The sequence below is a fragment of the Salipaludibacillus agaradhaerens genome, from assembly GCF_002019735.1.
GTDB classification, from domain to species: Bacteria; Bacillota; Bacilli; order Bacillales; family Salisediminibacteriaceae; genus Salipaludibacillus; species Salipaludibacillus agaradhaerens.
The window spans coordinates 2538618-2565612 of record NZ_KV917378.1 but is presented as its reverse complement, the minus strand read 5'-3'; the positions used below and the strand labels follow the sequence as shown (position 1 = coordinate 2565612).

Annotated in this window: 25 protein-coding genes and 2 riboswitches; of the genes, 21 read left to right on the top strand and 4 right to left on the bottom strand. The window is 38.7% G+C overall.

Annotated elements, in window-relative coordinates; all coding sequences use genetic code 11:
• Nucleotides 1-38: 38 nt before the first annotated feature.
• Together BK581_RS11940 and BK581_RS11935 are read right to left on the bottom strand one after the other, a co-directional pair.
• The gene (locus tag BK581_RS11940) at nt 39-464 is read right to left on the bottom strand and encodes a hypothetical protein (protein ID WP_078578394.1); all 426 of its coding nucleotides are present in this window, start codon (nt 462-464) and stop codon (nt 39-41) included.
• Nucleotides 440-1777, bottom strand: coding sequence for a voltage-gated chloride channel family protein (locus tag BK581_RS11935; RefSeq protein ID WP_095995551.1), 1338 nt, complete (start codon nt 1775-1777; stop codon nt 440-442). Before BK581_RS11935 ends, BK581_RS11940 begins: the two co-directional genes overlap by 25 nt.
• Nucleotides 1778-1822: 45 nt before the next feature.
• A riboswitch (Fluoride riboswitch) is annotated at nt 1823-1888 on the bottom strand.
• A gap of 891 nt (nt 1889-2779) precedes the next feature.
• On the opposite strand from BK581_RS11935, the gene BK581_RS11930 reads away from it, so the two are divergent.
• The 10 genes from BK581_RS11930 to BK581_RS11885 all read left to right on the top strand — a co-directional run bounded on the left by BK581_RS11930 (nt 2780) and on the right by BK581_RS11885 (nt 13709).
• Entirely contained in the window at nt 2780-3715 is a 936-nt protein-coding gene (locus tag BK581_RS11930; RefSeq protein ID WP_078578392.1) for a cation diffusion facilitator family transporter, read from the top strand.
• A gap of 197 nt (nt 3716-3912) precedes the next feature.
• Nucleotides 3913-4079: riboswitch (M-box (ykoK) riboswitch) on the top strand.
• 607 nt (nt 4080-4686) lie between these two features.
• Nucleotides 4687-5400, top strand: a complete 714-nt coding sequence (locus BK581_RS11925) for an MgtC/SapB family protein (protein ID WP_078578391.1) — start codon at nt 4687-4689, stop codon at nt 5398-5400.
• A gap of 23 nt (nt 5401-5423) precedes the next feature.
• On the top strand, nt 5424-6791 hold the full coding sequence (mgtE, locus tag BK581_RS11920) for a magnesium transporter (protein ID WP_078578390.1): 1368 nt from the start codon (nt 5424-5426) through the stop codon (nt 6789-6791).
• Nucleotides 6792-7321: 530 nt separating this feature from the next.
• Complete coding sequence (locus tag BK581_RS11915; RefSeq protein ID WP_078578389.1) at nt 7322-7693, top strand: GntR family transcriptional regulator; 372 nt, start codon at nt 7322-7324, stop codon at nt 7691-7693.
• A gap of 4 nt (nt 7694-7697) precedes the next feature.
• Nucleotides 7698-8564, top strand: a complete 867-nt coding sequence (locus BK581_RS11910; RefSeq protein WP_078578388.1) for an ABC transporter ATP-binding protein — start codon at nt 7698-7700, stop codon at nt 8562-8564.
• Nucleotides 8557-9156 (top strand): ABC-2 transporter permease, encoded by a 600-nt coding sequence (locus BK581_RS11905; RefSeq protein ID WP_078578387.1) that lies wholly within the window; start codon nt 8557-8559, stop codon nt 9154-9156. The genes BK581_RS11910 and BK581_RS11905 overlap by 8 nt, the downstream gene beginning before the upstream one ends.
• A 258-nt stretch (nt 9157-9414) precedes the next feature.
• Entirely contained in the window at nt 9415-10017 is a 603-nt protein-coding gene (locus tag BK581_RS11900; RefSeq protein ID WP_078578386.1) for a TetR/AcrR family transcriptional regulator, read from the top strand.
• A 58-nt stretch (nt 10018-10075) separates the two neighbouring features.
• Nucleotides 10076-10933 carry an alpha/beta hydrolase gene (locus BK581_RS11895; RefSeq protein ID WP_078578385.1) on the top strand — a complete coding sequence of 286 codons (858 nt, stop codon included), beginning with the start codon at nt 10076-10078 and terminating at the stop codon, nt 10931-10933.
• A 316-nt stretch (nt 10934-11249) separates the two neighbouring features.
• Entirely contained in the window at nt 11250-12623 is a 1374-nt protein-coding gene (gene lpdA / locus BK581_RS11890; RefSeq protein WP_078578384.1) for a dihydrolipoyl dehydrogenase, read from the top strand.
• 339 nt (nt 12624-12962) lie between these two features.
• The gene (locus BK581_RS11885; RefSeq protein WP_078578383.1) at nt 12963-13709 is read left to right on the top strand and encodes a hypothetical protein; all 747 of its coding nucleotides are present in this window, start codon (nt 12963-12965) and stop codon (nt 13707-13709) included.
• A 378-nt stretch (nt 13710-14087) separates the two neighbouring features.
• Here BK581_RS11885 and BK581_RS11875 read toward each other — a convergent pair whose 3' ends face one another.
• Nucleotides 14088-15062 (bottom strand): tetratricopeptide repeat protein, encoded by a 975-nt coding sequence (locus BK581_RS11875; protein ID WP_078578381.1) that lies wholly within the window; start codon nt 15060-15062, stop codon nt 14088-14090.
• Between the two features lie 491 nt (nt 15063-15553).
• On the opposite strand from BK581_RS11875, the gene BK581_RS11870 reads away from it, so the two are divergent.
• From BK581_RS11870 to BK581_RS11850, 5 genes are all read left to right on the top strand, one after another.
• A complete protein-coding gene (locus BK581_RS11870; protein ID WP_245829018.1) occupies nt 15554-15916 on the top strand; it encodes a hypothetical protein in 363 nt (120 codons plus the stop codon).
• 151 nt (nt 15917-16067) lie between these two features.
• A complete protein-coding gene (locus BK581_RS11865; RefSeq protein WP_078578379.1) occupies nt 16068-17345 on the top strand; it encodes an MFS transporter in 1278 nt (425 codons plus the stop codon).
• A gap of 393 nt (nt 17346-17738) precedes the next feature.
• A complete protein-coding gene (locus BK581_RS11860; protein WP_143709675.1) occupies nt 17739-18212 on the top strand; it encodes an STM3941 family protein in 474 nt (157 codons plus the stop codon).
• A gap of 211 nt (nt 18213-18423) precedes the next feature.
• The gene (locus BK581_RS11855) at nt 18424-18771 is read left to right on the top strand and encodes a DUF4260 domain-containing protein (protein ID WP_078579929.1); all 348 of its coding nucleotides are present in this window, start codon (nt 18424-18426) and stop codon (nt 18769-18771) included.
• A gap of 190 nt (nt 18772-18961) precedes the next feature.
• The gene (locus tag BK581_RS11850) at nt 18962-19276 is read left to right on the top strand and encodes a hypothetical protein (RefSeq protein ID WP_078578377.1); all 315 of its coding nucleotides are present in this window, start codon (nt 18962-18964) and stop codon (nt 19274-19276) included.
• 78 nt (nt 19277-19354) lie between these two features.
• Here the strand turns inward: BK581_RS11850 and BK581_RS11845 are convergent, their stop codons facing one another.
• Nucleotides 19355-20137, bottom strand: coding sequence for a class I SAM-dependent methyltransferase (locus BK581_RS11845; protein WP_078578376.1), 783 nt, complete (start codon nt 20135-20137; stop codon nt 19355-19357).
• Nucleotides 20138-21385: 1248 nt separating this feature from the next.
• On the opposite strand from BK581_RS11845, the gene BK581_RS11835 reads away from it, so the two are divergent.
• The 6 genes from BK581_RS11835 (at nt 21386) to BK581_RS11810 (ending at nt 26974) form a co-directional block, all read left to right on the top strand.
• The gene (locus BK581_RS11835) at nt 21386-22390 is read left to right on the top strand and encodes a fatty acid desaturase (protein WP_407690336.1); all 1005 of its coding nucleotides are present in this window, start codon (nt 21386-21388) and stop codon (nt 22388-22390) included.
• Between the two features lie 24 nt (nt 22391-22414).
• Nucleotides 22415-23038: a LysE/ArgO family amino acid transporter gene (locus tag BK581_RS11830; RefSeq protein WP_078578374.1), complete on the top strand. Its 624-nt coding sequence runs from the start codon at nt 22415-22417 to the stop codon at nt 23036-23038.
• A 184-nt stretch (nt 23039-23222) separates the two neighbouring features.
• The gene (locus tag BK581_RS11825; RefSeq protein WP_245829016.1) at nt 23223-23435 is read left to right on the top strand and encodes a hypothetical protein; all 213 of its coding nucleotides are present in this window, start codon (nt 23223-23225) and stop codon (nt 23433-23435) included.
• Nucleotides 23436-23992: 557 nt separating this feature from the next.
• A complete protein-coding gene (locus BK581_RS11820; protein WP_078578372.1) occupies nt 23993-24826 on the top strand; it encodes a hypothetical protein in 834 nt (277 codons plus the stop codon).
• 22 nt (nt 24827-24848) lie between these two features.
• Entirely contained in the window at nt 24849-25643 is a 795-nt protein-coding gene (locus tag BK581_RS11815; RefSeq protein ID WP_078578371.1) for a nicotianamine synthase family protein, read from the top strand.
• 29 nt (nt 25644-25672) lie between these two features.
• Entirely contained in the window at nt 25673-26974 is a 1302-nt protein-coding gene (locus tag BK581_RS11810; protein ID WP_078578370.1) for an opine metallophore biosynthesis dehydrogenase, read from the top strand.
• The last annotated feature ends 21 nt before the right edge of the window (nt 26975-26995 follow it).

Sequence of the window (26995 nt, the reverse complement as noted above, 5' to 3'; positions counted from 1 at the left end):
ACAATAAGAATGTATCTTATGTATAGCTCTTCATAATTTTATGTTGCTACTGATTTTTCCTGTTTCCAAGTGTATTTGAAATTACAAGGCTTAAAAAGCTTAGGATTAATAAATTCAACTTTGTCCAATTCACCTGAGAACTCTTCAATAGAAAAATCTATTCGGAGTATTTTGCTTTTATTAATACATGTTTTGGCTTCCTTTTTTGAAATCATAACCCAACTATTTGTAGCTATATTGTAGGAGCTGTGAGCGAGAAGTAACTCTCCACTTATCAGTTGTAACTCAAGATGATAAGTTCCAGTCTTTGTAATAGGTAATAGCATAGAAGAGTTTCCTTTTAACTGTCCCTTTAAAGTTGACTCTCCTTGTTCTTTTCCTATAAGTATAGGTTTCCTAAGGAAAAAAAATATAAGGGAAATAGAAAGAAATGCAGAAATTAAGAAGTATATTTTCGTGACCATCCTACACCCTCCTTTAACTTAGGCGATTTTGGTAAATGACCTAGTGAACTTTCTTCATGATGTTCAAGAGAATGACATTTAGCTACTCCAACTCGTTGCGAGGTGTATATACCTGTATGTCCAGAAAACATATAACTGATGGCACAGGCCGTGAATAGATAGACCGCAGCCTCTGCTCCAAATAACTCAATTCCCATAATAAAACATGCCAAAGGTGTATTGGTAGCTCCTGCGAAAACAGCGATAAATCCTAATCCGGCAAGTAAAGGTGTAGGTACACCAAGAAAGCTAGATAGCGTGTTTCCTAGAGTAGCACCAATCGTAAACAGGGGGGTAACTTCACCACCTTGGAATCCTGCCCCAAGAGTAATTGTTGTTAATAACATTTTCCAGAAGAATGCAAGCGGTGAAACGTCTCCTTCAAATGATTCGTGAATTAATGGAAGGCTTAACCCAGTATAATCTCTAGTACCTAATATTAGAACAATAGTGACAACGATAGCCCCACCTACAAAACTTTTCATCATTGGGTTTTTGAAATAAGTCGAAAACAGTGATTTAAACCCTTGTGACAATTTACTAAATAATAGGGCTGTTAAACCGAAAATGATACCCGCTAGGATAATTTTTATTAATAAGATTACTGAAAATTCAGGGATGACGCCAAGGCTATAATGGGTGTGCGGAACGCCCCAAGCACTAGTAATTCTATCACCTATTAAAGCGGCAAAAAAACAAGGAATTAATGCTCGATAGCGAATGACTCCAAAGGCCAATACTTCCAATGCAAAAATCGCTCCAGCTAAAGGGGTCCCAAAAACAGAACCAAACCCTGCACTAATTCCACAAATCAATATGATGTTACGATCTGTCGCACGTAACTTTAAGTATTTCCATACTGCATCTGCTAAACTGCTTCCCATCTGAACAGCGGTACCTTCACGACCAGCAGAACCTCCAAACAGATGTGTCATAATGGTACCAAAGAGAACTAGAGGTGCCATCCTGAGTGGCACACCGTCTTGGCTGTTATGAATCTGTTCTAAAATAAGGTTATTTCCTTTACCAGCTGTGCCCCCAAATTTCATATACATATAACTAACGATAACACCGGCAATCGGTAAAAAGAGTATTAAAATGGGTGTGTTATTTCTCATATTTGTTGCCCAATCTAGACTAGTTAAAAAGAGGGCTGAAGCAGATCCCGCAAGTACCCCAATAATCCCACTAATAATTAACCATTTTCCTAAAAAAAATAAAGATTGGATATGAAAGCTATTTAGAATAAAATCTCTTTCTTTGAGTCTATTCATCATGTCCCTCCTCTAGGTGAAAAAAAATAGACTCCTGCTAAGGGTTACTTAGCAGGAGTCATTATCTCAAAATTGAGCGGTTAATGGCGGATCTCCATCGCCGATTTATTACTTTATTTTACCACAGTACCGGTAACCGTCAATATAAATAATCGTTTTTCATGTCAAAATAAAACAAATGGAAATAAACAAGAGTATTAAGCAGAAGTTGATATCTGGAGAGTCAATAAAATAACGCAAGGTTTGCAACATAGTAAGAAACATACATAGGAACTTCATATTTGCTCTTATCTGTTGATTAAGAGGGGTATAGTCAGAGCTGTCCAAACGAACGGTGCGAATAACATAATTAGTATCATTTCAACTAGAGCTCTTGCCTGTTTGACATTAGTGGCTCCATCATAGGCTAGAGTTAAATGGCTGAATTGATGTAGAACGACACATGGCTTTAATGTGTTGGTAGAGGTAAGAGATATAGGGAAGAGGGGGCTACTCATTATGTCCAATAGAACGTTTGCTACTTAAATGCCTTAGGTTGGGGAGATGAATCAAACTTTATCACAGATAAGCGTCCATAAAACCCTCGCCTCAGAGAGGAGTGGTAATGTCGGACGCTAATGCCCTGATTGAACGTTCGTTTTATTTAATATACGAATGTAAAAGGGACAGAACATCAGACGACTTCCTAAGGATTAAGTGCAGTCTGTCCATTTGTTAGGTTTATCGCGCGCAAAAGGTAGCAAGACGAGTCCTCGGGAAAGCGTCCGTCTGAAGGGAAGGGCACATTCATTCTAGTAGAAATCGAATCGTGTTGTTCTTAATGCCAGTTTTACTTAAGGCAAAACTATTATTGTTGTGAAAGTTATTTGACTAGATATATATTACTTAAGCCACCGCAAGAACGTTGCTCTAGACCCACATGGTAGTCGTCTGATAGGATAAATTTGTAATAGCGGTAGGGGTTTAAATGGGTATGGATAACATGTGTGGTGGTGATTGAAATTGAGTAATCGTTTAAAACAAGCAGAATTAGCGACATGGGTAGGCATTATTCTAAATGGACTATTAGCTATCATGAAAGGCATTGTTGGATGGCTGGCTGGAAGCCGGGCTTTAATCGCAGATGCTGCTCATTCAGCTTCAGACGTGGCAGGGTCCATTGCCGTGCTTGCTGGCATAAGAACGGCGCAAAAGCCCCCAGATAAAGATCACCCATATGGTCATGGAAAAGCGGAAAATGTGGCAACGATCATTGTCGGTATTCTTTTAATCATAGTAGGTGTTGAAATTATTCTGTCATCATCTAAAGCGTTATTTGGTGGGATACCAGTTGCACCGAAAGGGATCGCCTTAGTAGCCATTATCATTTCAATTGTAATTAAGGAGTTACTCTTTCAATACAAAGCGCGTCTGGCCAAAAAAATAAATAGTTCAGCCTTATTAGCAGAAGCGTGGCACCATCGGTCAGATGCTCTCTCGTCAATCGCAGCCTTTATAGGTGTGCTGGGAGCGGTAGTGGGCCAGCACTTTAACTATCCTTTTTTAATGTATTTAGATCCATTAGCCGGTGTACTCGTGTCTTTAATTGTTATTAAAGTTGGATACTCTTTGGCGAGGGAATCTAGTTTAATTGTGATGGAGCAAGTTCTTGATGTAGAAAATACGAGACCTTTCATTGAGACAGTGAAGAAAATCAATGGTGTCAAAAGGGTGGACGAATTATTAGCTAGAACACACGGTCATTATATCGTCATCGATATAAAAGTGAGTGTAGACCCCACTCTTAGTGTAGAGAAAGGTCATTCCATTTCAAAGGAAGTGAAAAAGGTATTACTTACAAAGCACAGTGATATTAAAAGAGTGTTCGTCCATATTAATCCGTATCAACCACGTCCATTACCATCAGATTTAGTTGATGATGGGTCATTGGTAAAATAGGCAAAACGACTTCATTTTTTTAAAAAAAGCGAAGTTTGTATAGTCGAGGTTGGTTCTTATCATAGTTAACCGTCCGTAAAACACCCACTGATTGAAGGGGCCTTTTATGAAATAGCAATAATGTTTATTGTAAAAAAATGAAAAAATGTTGACAGATATTTGCTCATGATGTACTCTGTTCATTGTGAAATTAATTTAATAATCCTCGTTAGGTGAGGCTCCTGTGCAGGAGATACGCTGCTGCCCAAAAATGTCCAAAGACGCCAATGGGTCAACAGAAACTATCGACATAAGGTGGTTTTTAATGTAGCTGGACATAGTCCTATGCCGCACAGTGCTAAAGCTCTACGAATGGAGGAAGGATTAAGTAGGATAGGTGTGCTTTTTTTAAGTGTGCTCATAATCCATGTGATTAACTGTGACTAAACCATCTTCATTCGTATGAAGATGGTTTTTATGTTGATAAAAGGAGGTGGGAAGTAGATATGGGTAGTCCCCACTATTCGAGGAGATATAACCAATCCAATGCATTATTAACATTAGGTGAAAACACATGGCCCATTTTTGCCTCCACTGGTAAGGGGTTGTGTTAATCACGGTCCCCTTTTCCATTTGTATCTGTATGGCCCCGCCAATTGCTTCATGTGTCTAACGATTGGAGTATAGGTTACAGAGGGAATGGTTTTATTGTAAAGCTTGGTCTAAATTCTTCGAAGGGATGATTCAAGCGGGTGATGCAAAGAAACCTTCTAGCGTTTTGCTTGCTCTTAATACTAAAGCTGTATTTAGCTCAATACTATTGATATCTATCAACCGGTTAGTCAGTGGATAACGTTGTTAGACTTCGGTTGATAAAATAATGATCACTGTGGAGAATGGCTGTGTTATTCAAAAAAGTATATAGAAAAAATGGTTTTTTAAAAGTTTAAAGCGTGGCTTTTTATAACGTGTCTGTGAAAGGAGGTACGACGATGACGTTCGAACTAGAAATGATATTTAAACTATCTCTTGCCTTATTTTTTGGTATGTTAATCGGTATTGACCGGCAGCTAAAACATAAGCCACTGGGCCTTAAAACGTGTATGGTCATTAGTGTTGCTAGCTGTTTAGTGACGGTCGTGTCGATACAATCATTTTATCAATTTGCATCACCCACGTACAATGCGATTGATCCGATGCGTTTAGCAGCGCAAATTGTCAGTGGTGTCGGATTCCTTGGTGCTGGTGTCATTCTTCGGAGGAGCAATGATGTGATTTCCGGATTAACGAGTGCTGCGATGATATGGGCAGCATCAGGGTTAGGAATTACCGTGGGAGCGGGTTTTTACTCAGAAGCGACGATTGCAGTCATTTTGCTCATCATCGCAGTTAATGTCTTACCACTGATTATTAAATCCGTCGGTCCTGCTACGTTACGGGAAAGAGACGTGGCTGTGAAAATAGTTATGGAGCCAAATTATAAAATGACGGAACTGATTAAAACGATAGAGCAAAAGGGGCAAGGACTCAATCAAAATGAAAAAAGTGATATTAGAATTCGAGATATTAAGTTAAAAGACTTAGATAACGGCAATCAACAAATTGACTTACGACTCTCAGCCCCTGAAAAACAGTATACAACGGAAATATATTATCTCATTAAAAAAATTGACTTCGTATTAACGGTGAATGTAGAACACCTATAAGGGTTAGAAAGGAGGAGAACAGGATGGAAAGAACATTAAATATTAAGAACAGAGAAGAATTTACCTACTATCTATTTTTGTATTTGAAAAAAAACGAAAAAGAAAGCTTTCGAACGGAGTTTTTAGACCTTCACCCTACCGATCAAATTGATATTTTTAAACAAATGAGTGAGGAAAAAAGAAAGCGTGTGTATGATTACCTTGAACCTATAGAATTTGCGGGCATTTTTCAAGGTCTAGCCTTAGCCGAGCAAAAAACAGTGTTTTCTGAGCTGGAAGATGCGTTTGCCCTAAATATGTTAAACGAGCTTGCTGCAGATGATATTACGGACTTTTTTGGACAAATTCCAGATGGTATCGCTTCATTTCTATTAAGTAAAATGGGGAAAAAGGAAGCTAATAATATTAAGCAATTATTATCATATAAAGAAGAAACAGCAGGATCAATCATGACTACGGAGTTTATTACATTGGCTCCCAAGGACACAGTGTTGGCAGTCATGGAGCGGTTACGTGAAGAAGGTATGGATGCTGAGACAATTTATTATTTATACGTCACAAATGACGAAGATAAGTTGATTGGCATCGTCTCCCTTCGTGAATTGATTATTTCTGTAGCCGATGACACCATTGAAAATTTAATGAAAGAACAAGTGATCTCTGTCTCTCCTTTAACAGACCAAGAAGAGGTTTCTACCATTATTAAAGACTATGACTTATTAGCTGTTCCGGTAGTCACAAATGATGGAAAAATGATAGGCATCGTCACGGTCGATGACATTATCGATGTTATTGAAGAAGAAACAACAGAAGATATTGGCCAATTAGCAGCCGTAAAAGGAGCGCTAGACCTAAATGTGAATGCCTTGACGGCTACGAAAAAAAGGCTGCCGTGGTTGGTTCTATTATTATTCGTGGGAATGTTCACAGCAGGTTTGATTGGAAGGTATGAAGGGACGTTGGCGGAAGTTGCTATTTTAGCGGTGTTTATTCCACTAATTGCTGATATGGCAGGAAATACAGGGACACAATCCTTGGCGATCGTTGTCCGAGGACTGGCGTTGGAGAAGTTTGATCGCAAAGGGATTGTTAAGTTGTTGAAACGAGAATTATTAACAGGAGGGCTAATGGGAATAGTGTGTGGGCTATTAGTATCCGTCATAACCCTTGTTATCCCTGGGGCAAATTTAATTTTAGGAAGTGTTATCGGCCTGTCCCTATTTATAACGATTGTCATCTCAACGTTAACAGGGACAGTCATCCCCCTTATTATCCACCGATTTAAAATAGATCCAGCAGTGGCGTCTGGTCCTTTCATTACAACAATCAATGACTTAGTCGGTTTATTCGTTTACTTTTCCATCGCTACGACATTAATCCATTATTTATAGGAATCAGGCTGAATGCTTAGCTTGGCGTGATTGATTAAAGGTGTTGTTAATCCAACTATCAAAGGGGATTAGCCAAACTTTATTGTCGTTTAACAACAACTTTAGCTTTGAAATAAAGTTGGGATTTTTCCCATTGTTTTTAATTTAGATAGGAGTATCTAAATGCTTTTTTGTGAAGAAAAAGTACTTTTTCAGCCTTTTCATGAGTGGTAAAACGACTAATATCTTGTGATTTTATTTAACATACGGATGATAAAAAGGTAGCTGAAGACAAGCCCTCGGAAAAGCGTCCGTCTGACGTGAAGGTCACAGTCATAATTCGGATTGTAACATCTATTTTGAAAAATGGCATTCCTCCAAATGGTTGCATGATAGGGTTAAGTGAGTATATAATATATATAGTATATATACATTATATAATGTTGGTTATAAAACAACGTTAGAAATTGTAACTTACTATGGCTTTACTAATTCAGTAGCCTAGGATGTTTGCTCAAGTGTGATTATAAAAATAAAGAAGAGGGATTGGCATGCAAATCATTATTTCTAACAGTTCAAAGGAGCCGATTTATGAGCAAATTACGAATCAAATTAAATCGTCTATTCTAGCAGGGGAACTCCAAGAGGGGACGCCTTTACCTTCCATGCGTGTTTTGGCAAAAAATTTACAAATTAGTGTAATAACGACGAAACGTGCTTATGAGGAATTAGAAAAAGCAGGATTTATTTATTCCATCGTTGGAAAAGGGTCTTTTGTGGCAGAGCAAAATTTAGAGATTATAAAAGAGAAAAAGCTCAAAGTCATTGAAGAGCAACTTACTGCAGTTATCACGAACAGCAGGGAAATTGGATTATCTTTAGATGAGTTGCAACAATTACTGAAACTTTTATATGAGGAGTGACAAGATGGAGCATGTGGTTGAAATTGAAAATGTCACGAAAAACTTCAAAGGTTTTTCTGTTAAAAACATTAATCTACAAGTGAAACAGGGGTTTGTTACAGGGTTTATAGGTGCAAACGGTGCGGGGAAGTCGACAACGATAAAAATGATGATGAATTTATTAAAGCCTGATGTGGGAAGAGTGAAGGTGTTTGGTTTGGATTATAAGACACATGAAAAGGCGATTAAGGAACGTATCGGGTTTGTATACGATGGCAATGTCTTTTTTGAAGGATTGAACTTAAAAGACATTAAGCGTATTGTTGGACCAGCTTACAAACAATGGGATGACACACTATTTTATCACTATGTGAAACAATTTGACTTACCGCTTAACAAACGAATAAAAACGTTCTCAAAAGGGATGCAAATGAAGGCATCACTCGCTATCGCTCTGTCACATCATGCTGAGTTAATCATTATGGACGAACCGACAGCGGGACTTGATCCTATTTTTAGAAGGGAATTGCTTGATTTGTTACAGGAAATCATGGTGGATGGTAATCGGACCATTTTCTTTTCTACCCATATCACATCCGATTTAAATCGGATTGCAGATTACCTTGCTTTTATAAATAGAGGCGAATTAATATTTCATCAGTCCATTCACGAGGCAACAGAAAACTATGCCCTTGTTAAAGGAAGTATGGATCTTTTGGATAGAGACACGGAAAAGGCTTTATTCTATGTACATCGTGCGCCAACAGGCTTTGAGGCATTAACGGATAATATTCAAGCAGTAAAAAAGATATTCGGAGATTCGGTTGTCATTGAGCAGGCATCATTGGAAGATATTATGTATTATATGAAAGAAGGTATACAACATGTTTAATTTGGTCAGGCGTGATGTCATATTACAGAAACGACAATTGTTAATCTTCATCCCTTTTATCATGTTTTTTGTTATTATGGAATCTCACCCGGCTTTAACTTTTCTTGTTGCCAGTATTTTTATTCCGTTTAATGCATTTGCTTACGACGAAAAAGCAGAGACGAATATTTTGTTAAACTCCTTACCTTATACCCGTAAGGAAATTATCGCATCACGCTATATCGGGGCTATTATTTATATGGTTTTAGCTATCGGTGTGGCAAGTGTAGCATTATTTGTTTCGAATACCTCTTATACGATAACGGATATTGCCATTGGTTTATTCCTGTTGTTTTCGGCGTTCACTTTTCCACTGTTTTATATTTTTAAGCCAGGCTATATTTTTTACGTTGTTCTCGTTAGTTTTCTTCTATTAGCAGGTATAGGACCGTCTGTTGTAATATTTTTGGCAGAGAATTTAACAGCAATGACGGATTTTATTAACAGTTTATCTATTCCGGTTATATATACGGGGGCGGCTGTAGTTGTTATGTTTTTCTATGTTGCTTCCTGGAGAATTACTACGACTATTTATCAGAGAAAAACGTTTTAAGAAGGGATATATAAGTCGTTATGGAGGGGAAATTGAAGGACTCGTGGTCTCGATACACCTTTTAAATAATCACAGCAAATAAATTGTTGCATTTAAATCCCGTTTCCTATATATTAAAAAAGACTAAATGGTATCTTTTTATCACGGATAATCGCCCGTTCACTTCCGCCACAGAATAGAGGGCAAAACGAAATCCATTTAGGTGGGGGTTACGGACGTTAATATTTTGATCGAAGGTTTGTTTTATGGAGGGTGTCAATGAAAAAAGGTGAATTAACAAGGCGGCACATTATTCGAAAGTCTGCTCCCGTTTTTAACACAAAAGGTTACATGACAACGACGATGAATGACATTATTGAAGAAACAAGTATTCAAAAGGGGGGGATCTATCGGCACTTTAAAGATAAAGAGCAGCTGATGGTCGAGTCGTTTCATTTTTCTACCGACATGATGCGGACGCATTTAATGACGAGTGTTTCACAACATGAGCATGCCACGGACAAATTACTCGCATTTGTGGAGGCTTTTTTACAATTAACTAAAGGGGAACCGATAGTAGGCGGGTGTCCTATTTTTAACGCCGCTATAGAAATGGATGATTTGGATGTTAGGGGGTTACTGCCAGCGATTCATGAGGCCATGGACATGATGATAAACGGGTTGGTGACAATGATAGAAGAGGGTATGACACGTCAGGAGCTGAAGCAGTCCTTACAGCCATATGACAGTGCCATATATATTGTGTCAACACTTGAAGGTGGACTCGTATTAGACCGTTTAAAGAAAGAAGAGCACCTAACAACTATCATAATAAATCATTTGAAGCAGTTTATTTCAATGATGGCGGCTGATCGTCAATAACGCCGTCTTTTTTTAGAATAAAAAAGAGACCGTAAAGTATCTTTTTGGAGGGATTAGTATGAAATATGCCTTATTCATGGCTTTCGTAGGGGTAGGAATGAGTTTATTTTTAAGACGCTATATCATTCGTCATGTTTTCACACCGAAAAAGAAAGAAGCTCAAACATATCCGAATTCAACTTACGAGAACATTGAAGTTGAGCTAGATATTGGGACAATGCGAGGCTGGTTTATTAAAAGTGAAGGCGTAAGAGGTTGCTTTCTATTAGTACATGGGTGGGGCTCTCATAAATCAAACATGCTACGGTATGTCGATCCCCTCATAGCTAGCGGTTATGACGTTATTATGATGGACGTCCTTGGTCACGGACAAAGTGATGCAATACAAAAGCAAGTAAGTATTAAATCATTTGTCCAAAGTATCAAGGCAACGATTGATTATGTGGAGGAAAGGACAGATATTAATAGTCACGCCATCTATGTTTTAGGGCATTCAATGGGAGGCACGGCCGCAAGTATTGTAAACGCCACTGATGAGAGAATACAAGCACTTATTACCGATTCAATGCCCACCTCATTAAAAAATATTAGTCAATCAATGGCGGGCAATATCACGCTCCCTTATAGACCATTTGGCTGGCTATTGATCAGCTGGTTTTTAATACGAGGTGGTGTTTTTATAAAAGCTAGAAAAGAATGGCGTCTAGAAAAAATAATGAATAACCAACAGTCTCCAGCGCTTGCCATACACGGAACTCAGGATACGAAAGTGCCGATTTCGAATGTGAATGTCTTATTAACTCATAGCAATTTTAAACAAGTGATTAAAGTTGAAACGAAAGGCCATGACAATTGTGTGAAAGATAACAGTTTTTGGGAGAAAATTTTTCGTTTTATCACAGATAACCGTCCGTAAAGCTCCCAAATCAAAATAGGGAGGAGAGCTAACTCTATTTTAGGGGTGAGCAAACGGTCGGTAATGTCCTGATTGACTCAACTACCAATCAGTGGGAGAAGAGCGAAAAATCCCACTGATTGAAGGTTCGTTTTATCACAGATAACCGTCCGTAAAGCTCCAGGTCAATATAGAGAGGAGAACTAACTCTATTATAGAGGTGAGCAAACGGTCGGTAATGTCCTGATTGACTCAACTACCAATCAGTGGAGGAAGAGCGAAAACGCTCACTGATTGAAGATTTGTATTAACAAAAGAATTAAGGAGGATAACATAGATGAATCATAGTGATACGCTTGTCATTGGTGCAGGTCCAGGAGGTTATGTGGCGGCTATTCGCGCTGCTCAAATGGGACAAAAGGTAACGATTATAGAAAGAGAGTATTTAGGGGGAGTTTGTTCAAATGTCGGTTGTATCCCGTCAAAAGTGTTGATCTCAGTAGGACACCGGTTGGAGCAAACAACGCATTCAGATAATATGGGTGTTTTAACACAGGAGGCAAAACTTGACTGGACAAACGTGCAACAATTCAAAAGACGGGTCGTTTCTAAATTAGTAAACGGTGTTGAGCATTTATTAATCGACAACAAAATTAACATTGTGAAAGGCGAAGCATACGTCGTAGATGCAAACACAGTACGTGTCATCGCCGGTGCGAACGTACAAACTTACACCTTTAATAATGCCATCCTTGCAACAGGTTCCCGGCCGGTTGAGCTGTCAACATTCACATTTTCCGAGCGTGTTATCAACTCAACGGATGCCCTTTCTTTCCCGAAAATACCAGAAAAATTAGTCGTCATCGGAGGGGGTTACATTGGGACTGAGCTAGGCTCGGCTTATGCTAACTTAGGCTCTCACGTCACAATCATTGAAGGGGGCAACGACATCTTAGCTGGCTTCGACAAGCACATGACACAACTTGTGAGAAAAAGCTTAAAGAAAAAAGGTGTAGAGGTGGTTGTTGGTGCATCAGCTAAAGGTGTAGAAGAGAAGGAAAAGGGTGTGATTGTAACCTATGAAGCCGAGGGAGAAGAGAAAACCGTTGAAGCTAACTATGCATTAGTCACTGTCGGTCGACGCCCAAATACAGATAACTTGGGTCTGGAAGCCGCAGGCATCGAATTGACAGAGAATGGGCTACTAAAAGTAGACAAACAATGCCGTACGTCAGTACCAAATTTTTATGCAATAGGAGATATCATCTCTGGTCCACAACTGGCACATAAAGCCTCGTATGAAGGTAAAGTAGCTGCTGAAGCTATCGCTGGCGAAAAATCAATTGTAGATTACTTAGCTATCCCAGCTGTATGTTTCACAGATCCTGAACTCGCCACTGTTGGTTACAATGAGGAGCAAGCAAAAACAGAAGGGATTGATGTGAAAGTAGTGAAATATCCAATCGCAGGAAATGGTCGTGCCCTAGTTTTAAATGCAACGGAAGGGTTTGTGAAACTGATTGCGCGTAAAGACGATGACTTATTAATCGGTGCTCAAATCGTAGGGGTTAATGCGGCTGATACGATCGCTGAAATGGGTGTTGCGATTGAAGCTGGGATGAAGGCAGAAGATATCGCTCTCACGATTCATGCTCACCCAACTTTAAGTGAGATGACAATGGAGGCAGCAGAGCTTATGGTGGGGCAGTGAAGTTATAATCTGAAAACCTAATGGATATTCGAATGCTTTAATAGACATAGGAATACCCGTAATCAACACCTGTTTGAGCAGTCTTTGTTCAAGCGGGTTCTTTTTAATTATCACAAAAGATGTTTTTTGAGGTGTTTTTGATTACCCAATCTTATTACTTATTAAGATGGAGAGGCAATCTTTCTGTCAGCATAAATAACCGTGGGATGAGAAAATGAAAAAAAGATAGGGATATCATAATTTATTTTACTAGGTATTAATAACTATATTTAAACAGAATAAAGGAATTTTAACAATCTAATTGAATATTAATCAATATATTAGAAAAGGAGGGAAAGAATGAAAAAATTCTTATTGGTTGTAGTTGCTTTTATATCATCGCTTATTTTTACAGGAAACGCTTTTGCAGAAGAGAATATTGAAGTGCTTAGTGAAGAGGAAGATGGACTGTTTCTTCTTGATGGGGACGTAGTACAGGCTGTTTACGAAGTGAGAGATGGTGAATGGGTAGAGCTTACAGTTGATGAGTACTTGGAGATTGTAGAGGAAGCTGCAGAAGAAGCACATGAGGCAATAGACGAAATCTCAGAATCTGTTCCTGTTAATTCTGGAAATGTCGATATCCTGAATACAGGAGGAGGCATGACGAAGGATACCTACAAATTTAAAAGAAGTGGCTATACAAAAGGTGTGCTAAGAACAAGTTTGCGAAAACGAGTATCTCCAGTAGATTACAATGGAACAAGTAATAAGACGTCACTTACTTACGATATAAATAATACACAAAGTCGTACGTATTCCATTTCATTGAAATCGGCAGAAGCTTCGAAGGTACAAGCTAATGCAGGATTCACATGGCATAATAAACGCTCAATTTCTACCTCAAGAAAGATGAATTTAAATCCAAAAGAATATGGATGGTGGGAAATGGCACCTTATATGAATCGAACGTGGGGATATGTTGAGCGCTATAATTGGCTTGGTCAATATAAAGATAGAAAGTATGTAAATGCTTATGCACCTAAAAGTATCAACGGGGATTTAGACGGGGTCTACTATGCAAAAACGAGTAAGACGCGACCATAATAAGAGAGAGAAAGGAAGAGCAATGAAATATAATTTTAATTACTTAACCATAGCCTTAATTCTTGTCCTTTTCATCATTTTAGTTGATATATATATGAGAAATTGGCTCCTTATAAATGAGCTAAGTGGAAGACGTGTTGTACCTGTTTGGACATTTAGTATTCCGTTCGTAATCGCATTGATAGGGTTTGGGGATAAAAACCCAAAAAGGTAGCAAAGAAGAAGCCATGGTAGCATAAATTACCGTGGCTTCTTTGAATTACATTCCTATGTGAAGTCAAGCAATCAATCGTACATAACTACTGAACGAAGAGACATATGGAATAGGAGAAGAGCAATCGAGAGCTTTAGTGTATAAGGAAGCCACTTCTACTCTCATTAATAATCTGTCAACTCAATAAACGTCTCGTCGTCATAAATGGTTGATAATAGCGGGTCAGTGTAGGCTGTATCTTTGAAGGCATCTTCTAAGTCAATTGATTTAGCTAATTCCTCTAGTCCTTGATCGATCTCTCCTTGTTGTACAAGGGCGACACCTTTTCCGTAATAGCCTATGGCTTCATTTGGATATTCCTCGATAATAGCGTTATAGATGTCTTCAGCGTCTTCAAAATCACCTGCATACGTAAGCATGAAGCCTTTATAATCTAAAGCATTTAATCGTTGTTCTTCATCTAGTTCAATAATTCTATTGAGGTAAGTAATCGTATCACGATATTCGCCTAAGGACTCATGGGTGTAAACAAGATACCATAATCCGTCAGTATCTTCGGGGCTGCCTTCGATGAATGTTTCTAAATAAGGAAGGGCCTCTTCATCTTCAAATAGGAAGTAAAGCGAAATCCCTTTACCATATAGAGCAAATGGTGTACGATCATCAATTGCCAAAGCCTCATCATAATATTCTATCGCTTTTTCATACCTTTCAAGCGAGAAGTGAGCATTTCCCATGTTAATAAATTGTTCGGGCTCCTTATCACTAATATCGATCGCTTTTTGTGCAGCCACAATCGCTTGTTCATATTCACCGAGTTCATTTAATGCCCAAGCTTTGTTATTAAATGCGGCATCCAGTTGGTCATTAAGTTCAGTTGCTTTTTTTAGAGATTCTAAAGCTTCCTCATGCTGCCCAATAGATTGGAGAGCATAGCCTTTCTCATTATGCAGGTATGGATCTTCAGGGTATGCTTCTAATCGTTCGTTCAGATCTTCTAAAGCCAATTCATATTGGTCTTTTTCATACCAGCTATCATATTTTTCTCTTGAGAAGTCAGGATCTGCTTGACCCTTCAAGAGACAACCTGAAAGAATAATAAGTGAAAACATCAATAAAGGCCAAAATCGTTTGTTCATGATGTTACCTCCTTTTTTTCATCATAATCTCACGTCAATCACGTCTTCTTTTCATTAAAATACCTTTGCTTAAATAAACATATCTAAAGCGGTGAGGCATGGCAACTCTTTTTTTGAAAAAACAAAAAACTTAAACTGCTTTAGGTGGACCTCATGAATTGAGAAGATAATCCGTCAATAAAAATGAGTCTATTAGTTCCCTCAATACGAGGATGATAATATATAGTGCAGGCACGCTCTTACGCATGTCTACACCAGCATCTTCTCGCCCATACCGACGTGTTATCGTAATAGAAGTGATTAGCAGGAAAAAAGAAGGCGCAGGTCAGGTGTTTTACAGCGTTAGGTGAAGCAACATGTCAGTTGGCATTCTAAGACCGACTTTTAAAAAACAGCTTACCAAAATGAACAATCCCTAAGAAATGGGATGCTAAGGAAAAACATATGATGATACTATAAAAGAATATGCCAACGAAATGGAGGTTAACCATTTGGAAAAGGACGTGCTACAATTTAAAGGCGGCCATAACATTGCTTTGAAGATTCCTAAATTTAAATATGAAGAAACCGTTCAGTTTTACAAGGATGTCATTAAGCTTCCATATTTAGGGTTTAATTCGGAGTCACATGCTTTTCAATTTGGTGATGTTACATTATGGTTGGATTGTATGGACAATTATGCGCAACAGGACGTATGGTTAGAAATTCAGACTAATGATCTGAAAGAAGCTGACGTGTATTTGAAGCAGAACAATATTAATAGAAGAGATGAAGTAGAGGTGCATGAGGATTCAAAAGGTTACTGGATTTCTGACCCTTCTGGAACAATTGTTAGAGTTAATCCAGAGAGGTAGAAGGGCGTTTTAACAGGAAAGCATGACGTGTTAACAATGAGCAAGGGTAATGATTTCTTTATGACAGATAACCGTCCGTAAAGCCTGTTAAATTCACACGAGATCTTTCTTTTAAGGGATAAGTAAACTAAGGGAAAAGCAGGTATTCAACATGTCGAATAAATTGACTCATTCAGCACACATATATGTCGATCAGCCAGAGAAACAGAAACAATTATATAAGCGTACGTTAATCATTGTCGTGATTTCACAAATATTTGGTGGTGCAGGGTTAGCTGCTGGCATAACAGTTGGCGCATTACTTGCAGAACAAATGCTTGGAACAAACGCATTTGCTGGCCTTCCAGCTGCGTTATTTACGTTAGGTTCAGCAGGAGCGGCGTTAACAGTAGGAAGACTTTCTAACCGTTTTGGTAGACGGATGGGGCTTGCAACAGGATTTATAACAGGTGGACTTGGAGCAGTAGGGGTTGTACTGGCTGCTACTTTAAATAGTGTGTTTCTATTACTCGCCTCCCTATTCATTTATGGTGCAGGTACGGCGACTAATTTACAAGCTCGCTATGCTGGTACCGACTTAGCAACTAACAAACAACGAGGCACGGCAGTGAGTATAGCCATGGTATCTACTACATTCGGTGCAGTGGCAGGTCCAAACTTAGTAGATGTCATGGGGGATGTCGCTCTTTCAATTGGTGTACCGTCACTAGCAGGCCCGTTTATCTTATCAGCTGCGGCATTTCTTATAGCTGGCCTTATATTTTTTATCATGCTTCGACCAGATCCTTTAATTATAGCTAGGGCAATCGAAAGGGATAAAGAAGAAAAGAATGTTAATGGGATCTCAGCACATACTGGGCAAATGGAAAATAAACGCGGGATTGTGGTCGGGGCTACTATGATGGTCCTTACTCAAATTGTCATGGTAGCTATTATGACAATGACTCCAATACATATGAGTCACCACGGCCATGCATTGAGTGCAGTAGGACTTGTAATTGGCTTTCATATAGGGGCGATGTACCTTCCTTCTCTCGTTACTGGCGTTCTAGTTGATAAACTTGGTCGAACGACGATGGCCATTGCTTCTGGTGCTACGTTGCTGCTAGCTGGGATTGTGGGAGCTATTGCGCCAGGAGATTCTATGATTCTCTTAATAGTGGCCCTTTCTTTACTTGGTTTAGGGTGGAATTTTGGTTTGATAAGCGGAACAGCACTGATTATCGATTCAACAGCCCCTTCAATACGGGCTAAAACCCAAGGGACAGTCGACGTTTTTATAGCATTAGCTGGTGCTTCTGGTGGTGCCATGTCAGGAATGGTTGTGGCTGGTTCCAGTTTTGAAATGCTATCACTGGCTGGAGGGATTTTGTCCTTAGCACTTATACCCGTGGTTGTGTGGTCTCGTAAAGACAAAGGTTCGGAATGAGAGAGTGTGAGTGTGATGGGTATAAACACATTAGCGGCCCAATCTCTCATCTGCTAATCTATGGCGTAGCGTAACTAAACAACATGCCCATCGTTGGTTAATTGCAGATATCCCGTTGTCAAAAATAGTGTGCACTGGTTATAATATAGTGTCACTTATAGAGAATTTGGAGGTTGAAGGGGATTATGGAAGAACTACAATTTTATCCATCGAAGGGTAAAAATTTCATACTACTGCTATTGTGTTTGGCATTTATCACAGATAACCGTCCGTAAAACTCCCGCCTGAAAATAGAGAGGAGAGATAAATCTATTTAGGCGGGAGATAACGGACGCTAATGTCCTGATTCACTCAACTACCAATCAGTGGGAGAAGAACGAAAACTCCCACTGATTGAAGGTTCGTTTTATAGCATTGGGGTTTTTAATGTGTGTCGTTACCTTTAATGATGGCGATTATGTCATAAGTGCTTTAGGGGCTGTTACAGGCTTATTTTTTGCCTTCTTATTCATAATGTTAGTTAAACAACAACTGACTTCAAAACCTTATCTGATTTTAACGAAGGAAGAATTAATCACAAGTGCTGCATCAAAGAATCCAATTCCTATTGCATGGCAGGATATAAGAGGATATAACTTGATCAAAGTCAACGGCTCTAAAATACTAGAAATTATGTTAGAGGATGAAGAAAAATACCGTCTTCAGATGACGAAAACAACAAGATGGTTGAACAAACTAAATGATGCTATGAATTTCGCTCCGTTTGCCATTGCGTTAGGGCAGGTTAAACGCAAGGATAGAGATAAGCTGTTGGGCGAATTAGATAAGCGTACGTTTGGTGAAGATCTAACCATGGAAGAAGCGTGATGAAATGGCGGACGTCTAACCATGTTAAGAATGATAACGTTGGTGATTAATAAGCTGAAGATGAGCCCTTGAGAAAGCATCATGCTGTAGTGGAAGATCGATGTACAGTCGCTTTCTAAAATGATTAATCGACATGACAACATTAAAAAAGAGCCATCGTTTCCTAGAGACCGCTTTTTACTCATGAATAAAGAAGGAATGGGGAATGGGTGTGAATAAAATAATTTTGCACATAGAAGGGCTTGTGATCTTATCACTCAGTCTTTATTTTTACTCGTATAATCAGTTGAGCTGGGTGTTATTTGTGCTATTGTTATTAGTTCCAGATATATCGATGCTAGGGTATGTGATTAATAACAAGATGGGTGCTGTGATTTATAACATATGTCATACATACATTTTATCAATTGGCGTTGTCATATGTGGCTTAGTGTTATCAAATCAAACTGTCTTAGCGATAGGGATAATATGGACTGCTCATATTGGTATGGACAGGGCGGTTGGATTGGGATTGAAATACCCAACTGATTTTAAAGACACACATTTAAATCGTGTTTAACCTAATTAGCATTTAACGGCGCCTTAGCAATTGGAATAGATAATGATTTTAATAGAGTAGACGTGTTCCTTAAAAAACACATATTTAATACGCACACCATGACGATTTTTAAAGGGAAAGTTGAAAACAATATTAAAAATCTTTTCATGATATTACCTCTATTGTGCCATTTTCGAAAAGGATGATGAAAATGAAAAGAAAATTTAGGATTATAATATCGATTATATTAATGATTGGGATCGGTATTTCAGGGTATATTTTCTACGCAAAGAATAAACTAGAGAGTGATGTAATTGAACACGTCATGGTTGAAATGAAGATTCCAACAGAGAGTATAGAATCTAGTGAAGCTTTTATAGCTAATTTACCAGGATTAAGAAACTATATGGTAAGCATAAAAATAGAAAACGATACCAATACGTACTTTTATTATAAAGATAAAAATGACGACATAATTTTAGAATCTTACACGGATGAAAACGGAGTAGAATATATAATCGAATAAGAAAAGCGAATATTTCTTATTCGCTTTTTATGACAATACTGATATGACACCCTTTGTTTAAAAGAATAGCTCAAACTACTAAACCGACTTGACTGCCTTCCAAATGGTCCATTTATCTTTCTCAACGATAGGTGTATTTTTAGGTAATGATTGATCTATATGATCGATTACTAAATGTAACTCGTCATCTTCTAATTCATGTAAAATACTTCGTCCAGTCCTTTCATACAAATCATTTAGTAACGGCTCTTTAGTATGATAAACATGTCGTGTTTCCCACAACTTAACTTCCTCAACATCCTTAAATCCAACTTTCTTTAGCATGTCAATGACATGTTGACTATGATGTCTGCGGCTCGTTTCTACTTCAACTAACTTTGGAAAGAGTTCAAAAAAATACCCTCTAATATGAGTGTCCTCACCCTTTACTAAACAATCCTCTGGCGTACGATCTTGTAAAATATAGTAACCACCATCTTTTAACAACCTAAATGCCTCATTAAAACAAGCGTTTAAATCCTCTATATGGTGAATTAAAGCCCTCTCAAGGATTAACTCATAATGGTGACTAGCTAAACCTGTTTCAAAAGCATTGCCATGTTTAAAAGAAATAGTTTGATAGTCCTTACAGTTTTCTTTCGCTCCGTTAAGGATGGACTTAGAAAAATCGAGGGCAGTGACTTCATCCACTCCCATATCCGATAACGCCTTAGAATAAATACCACCACCACAGCCAATATCTGCAGCATAAGACACTTCTTCAATAGGAACGAGTTTTCTTATAGCTTCCACCCATGTTTTGTCAGCCTTGCGAGTTGTATAAGTCGTGCTATTCTTATCACTATGAAAATTTATACCCACTCTACATCCCGTCCTTTCTAAATGTGCTGTCAGTTAAATTTTACTATGGTTTATTGATTATTTCACTTAGTGAAGTCCCCCACTGTTGACACGACATACTCTCTTCACCAGCTTGCTCCTTTATTACACACCTTTAGAATAAATTTACTAATAATTAATAAATTATGGTTGATTTAGGATAATTTTGTAGGATATAATCTTTTATAGTCATCGTCACTTGTGTGAATTGGCGCCACTTAGCCAGAAAAAGAACACTGAGTGTCGCGAAAAGGGAAAATCTGCGCCACTCAGCCGTAAGAAGCACACTGAGTGTCGCGAAAAGGGAAAGCCTGCGCCACTCAGTCGAAAGAAGAGCATCGAGTGTCGTGAAAAAAGAGAATCCACGCCACTCGGTCGAAAGAAGAGCATTGAGTGTCGCGAAAGGGGAAAACCAGCGCCACTCAGCCAGAAAAAGAACATTGAGTGTCGCGAAAAGGGAAAACCAGCGCCACTCAGTTGAAAAAAGAGCATCGAGTGTCGCGAAAAGGGAAAACCTGCGTCACTCAGCCGTAAGAAGAGCATTGAGTGTCGCGAAAAGGGAGAACCTGCGCCACTCAGTCGAAAGAAGAGCATCGAGTGTCACGGAAAGAGAGAAACCAGCGCCACTCAGTCGAAAGAAGGGCATCGAGTGTCGTTAAAAGGGAAAACCAGCGCCACTCAGCCGAAAGAAGAGCATCGAGTGTCACGGAAAGAGAGAAACCACGTCACTCAGCCGTAAAAAGAACATTGAGTGTCGCGAAAGGGGAAAACCAGCGCCACTCAGCCGTAAAAAGAACACTGAGTGTCGCGAAAAGGGAAAATCTGCGCCACTCAGCCGTAAGAAGCACACTGAGTGTCGCGAAAAGAGAGAAGCCATGCCACTCAGTCGAAAGAAGAGCATCGAGTGTCGCGAAAAGAGAGAACCAGCGCCACTCAGCCGTAAGAAGGGCATTGAGTGTCGCAACAAGAGAGAATCCTGCTACTTAGTAGAGAAAAGGCGTGTAAAAACCGAATCATGAATAACTTGGAACATGTCTAGTTATTAAAATAGTGACATTTGATTAATATAACACTTATGCTCCTAATAGAACTTTAAAAGGAGAAAAAAGGGCAGATAACATTAGAGAAGAAGATAAGTATAGGCGCGGTCATTGCTGTGAAATAGATGAACATGTAGACATTAACCATTTAAAGATTGGGTAGAATCTATGATGATGGAGGGGTTGACCAATGACTGTAATGACGAGTGAGGACAAAAAATTAAAGAAAGCAACATTCTCTAAAGAGATTGTAAATCAAGTAAGAGCGCTTCAAACACGTAATAATTATACGAATCTATTTTCCATCTTATTTGATTGGCTAGTCATAATAGCGTCGGCTTATGGCGCCATATTATTATCAAACTGGTGGTCCTATTTGATAGCCATTACGATTATCGGAAGTAGAATGCGAGCTTTTGATAATTTAATGCACGAAGCCAGCCACGTTCTTCTGTTCAAAAATAAAATAATGAACAAATGGATAACGTGTTTTTTTGTTGCCTTTCCTGTTTTCACTTCGTTTACAGCCTATTGCAACTCTCACCATGCTCACCATAGACATCTCTGGAATATTGACAAGGACCCAGACACTCAAAGGTATTCGCTTATTGGATTGGATAAACCACAAAAAAGTATTAAGACTTTTATTTTTAAACACATCATTAAGCCATTAACATTAACTCACGTGCCAAAATATATTTACGGGACTTTAAAAGTGAATGTTATGTCTAAAGAAGAGCCGCTTTCTGAAAAAGTTGCAAAGCCCATATTTTGGTGTATTATAATAACATGCAGTATCATTTTTAACTTTTGGTTACATATTATTTTGTTCTGGTTCGTTCCTTTATTAACGACTTTTCAGGTCATTAGATATTGGGCAGAAATGGCGGAACATTCTGGTCTAAAAAATGACCACGAGTTATATGCCAGCCGTAATACTTTTGGCAATCCTATTCAAATCTTTCTTTTGCACCCACACCATGATAATTATCATTTAGTTCATCATTTATTTCCGGCAGTTCCACACTACAATTTAAAGAAAGTCCATTTAATTTTAATGGAAGACTATGATTATAAAAAAGCCCATCATTGCACAGGCTTTTTTAAAACATTCCTACCAGGATTTAAAAGTGTCATAGAAGATATTTGCAGTGATGCAACCAAAAAAATCAGCCGTTATCAACGGCAAAAATAAAATAGATGAGTTAGGGGATTTTAAATGTTAGGAGCAATTTTACACGGCATGATATTATCTTTTGGCTTAATATTGCCTTTAGGCCCTCAAAATATCTTTCTATTTAATCAAGGCGCTGCCCACAGTAAAGTCAAATTTGCTTTGCCTGCAGTGATCACAGCGTCTCTGTGTGATACGTTATTAATAATATTGGCAGTTCTAGGTGTGTCGGTCATCGTTATGACAATACCGGCCTTCCAGTTAATCTTTTTTGCTATTGGTTTTTTCTTTTTAATTTATATAGGCTGGTCGATCTGGAATAGCAATACATCTGAAGTGAACAAAAAACATGCCGCCATGACAGGTAAAAAGCAAGCCATGTTTGCTATTTCCGTCTCGATTTTAAACCCTCATGCTGTTTTAGATACAGTGGGAGTCATCGGAACTAGCTCTATAAGGTATACCGCAATTCCAGAGAAAATAGCATTCGCAGCGGCCTGTATTCTCGTATCTTGGGTCTCCTTTTTTGCCCTTGCATACATTGGTAAAACCATACGATCTATTGATAAAGAAGGAAAGATTGTAAGAATGATTAACAAAGTATCTGCGATCATGATTTGGGGAGTGTCTCTCTTCATAGGTTATCAGTTATACAAAATCATTTTTTAATAGTTTTCAAGTTGTGCTCATTTATGACTGTGTTGACTAGGGCGTTTATAAAATGTGTGAAAAAAATCAAGAGCATTTACAGAAAAAGAGTTTAAATAATTGTTCTATTGACGGGAATTCATACGTGCATACATGTTAAACTAGGGGGAGATGCAAAGAGCAGGTCACAAAAAGGGGGATAAAAATGGTTTTATTCCTAACGGTTAGTTTCATCATTATCGGATTTGTTGTTGTCATTTCTATGAAGGGAAAAATGGAAAGAAAGCTCGCCTTTATACAAGAAAACGCTGATAATCATAAAAATGCTAATACACCTATCATCTTGTGGATAGTAGGAACAACGTTTTGGGGGATAGTGAGTATGGCTCTTATTATCGGTATTTTCTTTATGAACTAAGACAGGTCAGCGAATGTGGAGCCGATATTGCAATGACACCCATTTTTGGCTGAAAGCGAGGGTCCCTTTAGTTTCGAAAGAGAAATTATTGAGTAGACTCTGGAAGACTTAAACTAACCATAAGAGCACCGTACTTAAATGATTAAATACGCTCTTTAAAAGAAGGGATGCCACTGAGGCATTCCTTCTTTTTCAGTTATATACCGTGAATAACTGACATAATCGAATGTTCAACACTAACAAGCGGCAATGATCAATCGTCTGGGATGGAGTAAATGACGGTGGTTCCTAGTGCCTCAGTGACGTCTGAAAATTCCCCTTATAAGAAAAGATTTTATCGCCCCATTTAGTCGCCCATCTCTATCAGAAGATCACTGGATGAGTCACTTTTGACAGGTGTTCTTTCTATTATTAAATGGATTTACTTTTTTAAATTAAAAGTTGACGACTGCCAATATTATGCTATAATCCTTTTATAAAGCAAATCGTAATAATTACGATTATCAACGAATAACCTATTAATAAGTCATATGAATGGCGTTTAGAGGGTGGTGAAGATGAAGCGAGAGATAGATTTTGTGAAATTTAACCCGACTCAAAACATGACAATTCTAATTGATGATAGCAATGTGGTGCAAGACTATGAAAAAATCGCCACTAAAATAATGGCCTACGAGAATGTGTATGGGGAACAAGTGGGGTTTATTAAAACACCTTTAAACAAAAAAGCGTCCGCATTACTTCGCATGGCAGGAGGTGAGTTTTGTGGTAATGCATGCATGGCATTAGGCACTTTAAAGGCGGTCGAACAAGGGCTGGAACTTAATGAAACGTTAGATATCGTGTTAGAAGTTACGGGCACAGATCACTTAATCACGTGCCAAGTGAGGAGAACGCCCCATAAGTATTACTGTCAACTGAACATGCCTATTCCTACAACGTTAGAGCAAACGACCTTACACTATGAAGGAAGTGAGCTGTCTGTCACGTTCGTCACCTATAGAGAAGCGATTCATCTCATCATAGAGGCTGACACCTTCAATGACTCACTAAAGGACAAAGCAGAGTCGTTAGCAAGGCTGTTAGGAGGGACTCTAAACACCCATCTAATCGGTATTTTAATGTATAGCCCTATATCCAATGAATTGGCACCACTTATCTATGTGCCACACCTCGATAGCATGATTTGGGAAAGAGGTTGTGGATCTGGGACAGCTTCTATCGGAGCCTATCTCACTTGGAAAAATAAAAGGAAGACTGTAGCGGATATTAGCCAGCCCGGTGGCTCTATCACGGTGTCAGGGGATTATATAGCTGGAGAAATACGCGATCTTAACATTGAAGGAAGTGTTGAGCTCGTTGCCAAAGGAACAGCTTACATAAACCTTTAACTAAGCATATTGGGGTGAAGAAATGAATACGTTAACAACCTTTCAAGGGTATTTGAGTAGGCTTTTAACTAAATTTGATGATTTAGCAGGCAACTATGATGATACGATGACTTACAGTCCAGAGTTAGAGAGGTTAATCGATGAGTATTCCACATTCATTACACATGAGGCGAATAAAAACGTATGGGAACAGCTCATACATGAAGACAATGCTCAGTTAGCACAACTTGTGGTGAACTTAAGAAGACAATCAGCGCGCTGTGTGGCAATTATGGAGAAATACCGCGCATTAAAACTATTAAATCACCATGAAAGCATGACAGACTATTTTAAAAACATTGAGTCAAGTATAGAAAGTGAGTTTGGTAGCTTTCATGTCACAGCGAAGTCAAAGGTCTTATTAGTCGGTTCAGGTGCATTCCCCATGACACTATTGCTAATTGCTAAGCGGACAGGAGCAGATGTGATTGGGATCGATATTGATGACGAGGCGGTACAACTTGGCAGAGAAGTCGTTGAAAAACTAGGAAAAGGATTAAATGTGAGGTTAGAACAGTCACCAATAGAAAACATAGATAAGCTAAAAACGGTCTCTCATGTTATTTTTAGTTCCACTGTTGAACAAAAGTACGATCTACTAGATCACTTACATCCATTAACCCGTAATGACGTAGTGGTGGCCATGCGTTATGGTGACCAGTTGAAATCGTTATTTAATTACCCAAGCCGAGAGGTAGATAAGCATAAATGGCGGAAAGTCAACACAATCGTACGTCCAGAGCATGTATTTGACATTATTTTGTATCAAAAGGCATAGCTTAGACATGCTGAGAAAGGAAGGATCAGATGAATGCTTTTAAGCGAGTCTTACTATTAGGGACGGGACCTGTTGCGGTTCAACTTGCGGTGATTATTAAACGTCATCTCACGTGTGAAATTGGTATCGCCGGAAGAAAATCTGTTCGCTCCGACGCTTTTTTTGACGCTTTAACAGACCAGCATCAACGTCTAGACGTGACCACTCAAAACAGCAAGAATGACAACCTGGCAGGTGATTGCGCGGTTGACGAGGTGTTTACAAGCTATGAAACGGTTAAAGGTGATTGGGATACGCTCATTCTGACAGTCACAACAGATGCTTATCTAGATGTACTCAAGCAGTTGGATAAAACGGTTTTAGAAGGAGTCAAATGTGTCGTCTTAATTTCCCCGACGTTCGGCTCCAATCGTTTAGTGGACGCTTATATGAGTGCTTTTGATGACACTATAGAGGTTATCAGCTTTTCAACGTACTTGGGGGATACAAGATGGCGAGATGATACGCCGTCTAATCGTGTTTTAACGACAGCGGTCAAACATAACCTTTCTATCGGTTCTACGCATGGTAAATCGGAAAATGTTAACACATTATGTGACCTTTATGACACATTAGGGGTGAATGTAAACGTGATGAGATCACCTATTGAGGCAGAATCGCGAAATATCTCCTTATACGTTCATCCGCCATTATTTATGAATGATTTCTCACTTCGTCACATTTTTGAAGAGCAAGAAACGAAAACATACGTATACAAAATGTTTCCAGAAGGCCCGATTACGTACGCTTTAATTCGCCATATGTTGGCCCAATGGAAAGAAATCATGGGAATTTTAGAGGCGCTTAACATTGACGGCATCAACTTGCTGAAGTTTATGACAGAGGACAATTACCCAGTAAGACCGGAAAGCTTACCACGGGAAGATATAGAAAATTTTAATCAGTTAGCTCCAATCCATCAAGAGTATTTAGTGTATATCCGTTATACATCTTTGCTGATTGACCCTTTTTCCGAACCGGATAAGGATGGCCGCTATTTTGATTTTTCTGCGGTTCCTATAAGACCCGTTTTCGTTAACAGAGAAGGGTATTTAGATATACCAAGAATGCCTAAGGAAGACTATTACCGTTTAAAGATCATCCAAGGAATTGCCCATCATTTACAAGTAAAAAGCGACACAATCGATCACTTCATACAAACATATGAAGAGGCCATTCGTAATGCGGCACAATCTCACGATGGAAAGCCTTTATCTGATGCTTTCCGTGTTCAAACGTTTCATGATGATGTGGCGATGATCGTCCGAAATTTAAAATCCGTCACTTCCTAAAAAAGAGAGATGACCTGTCCC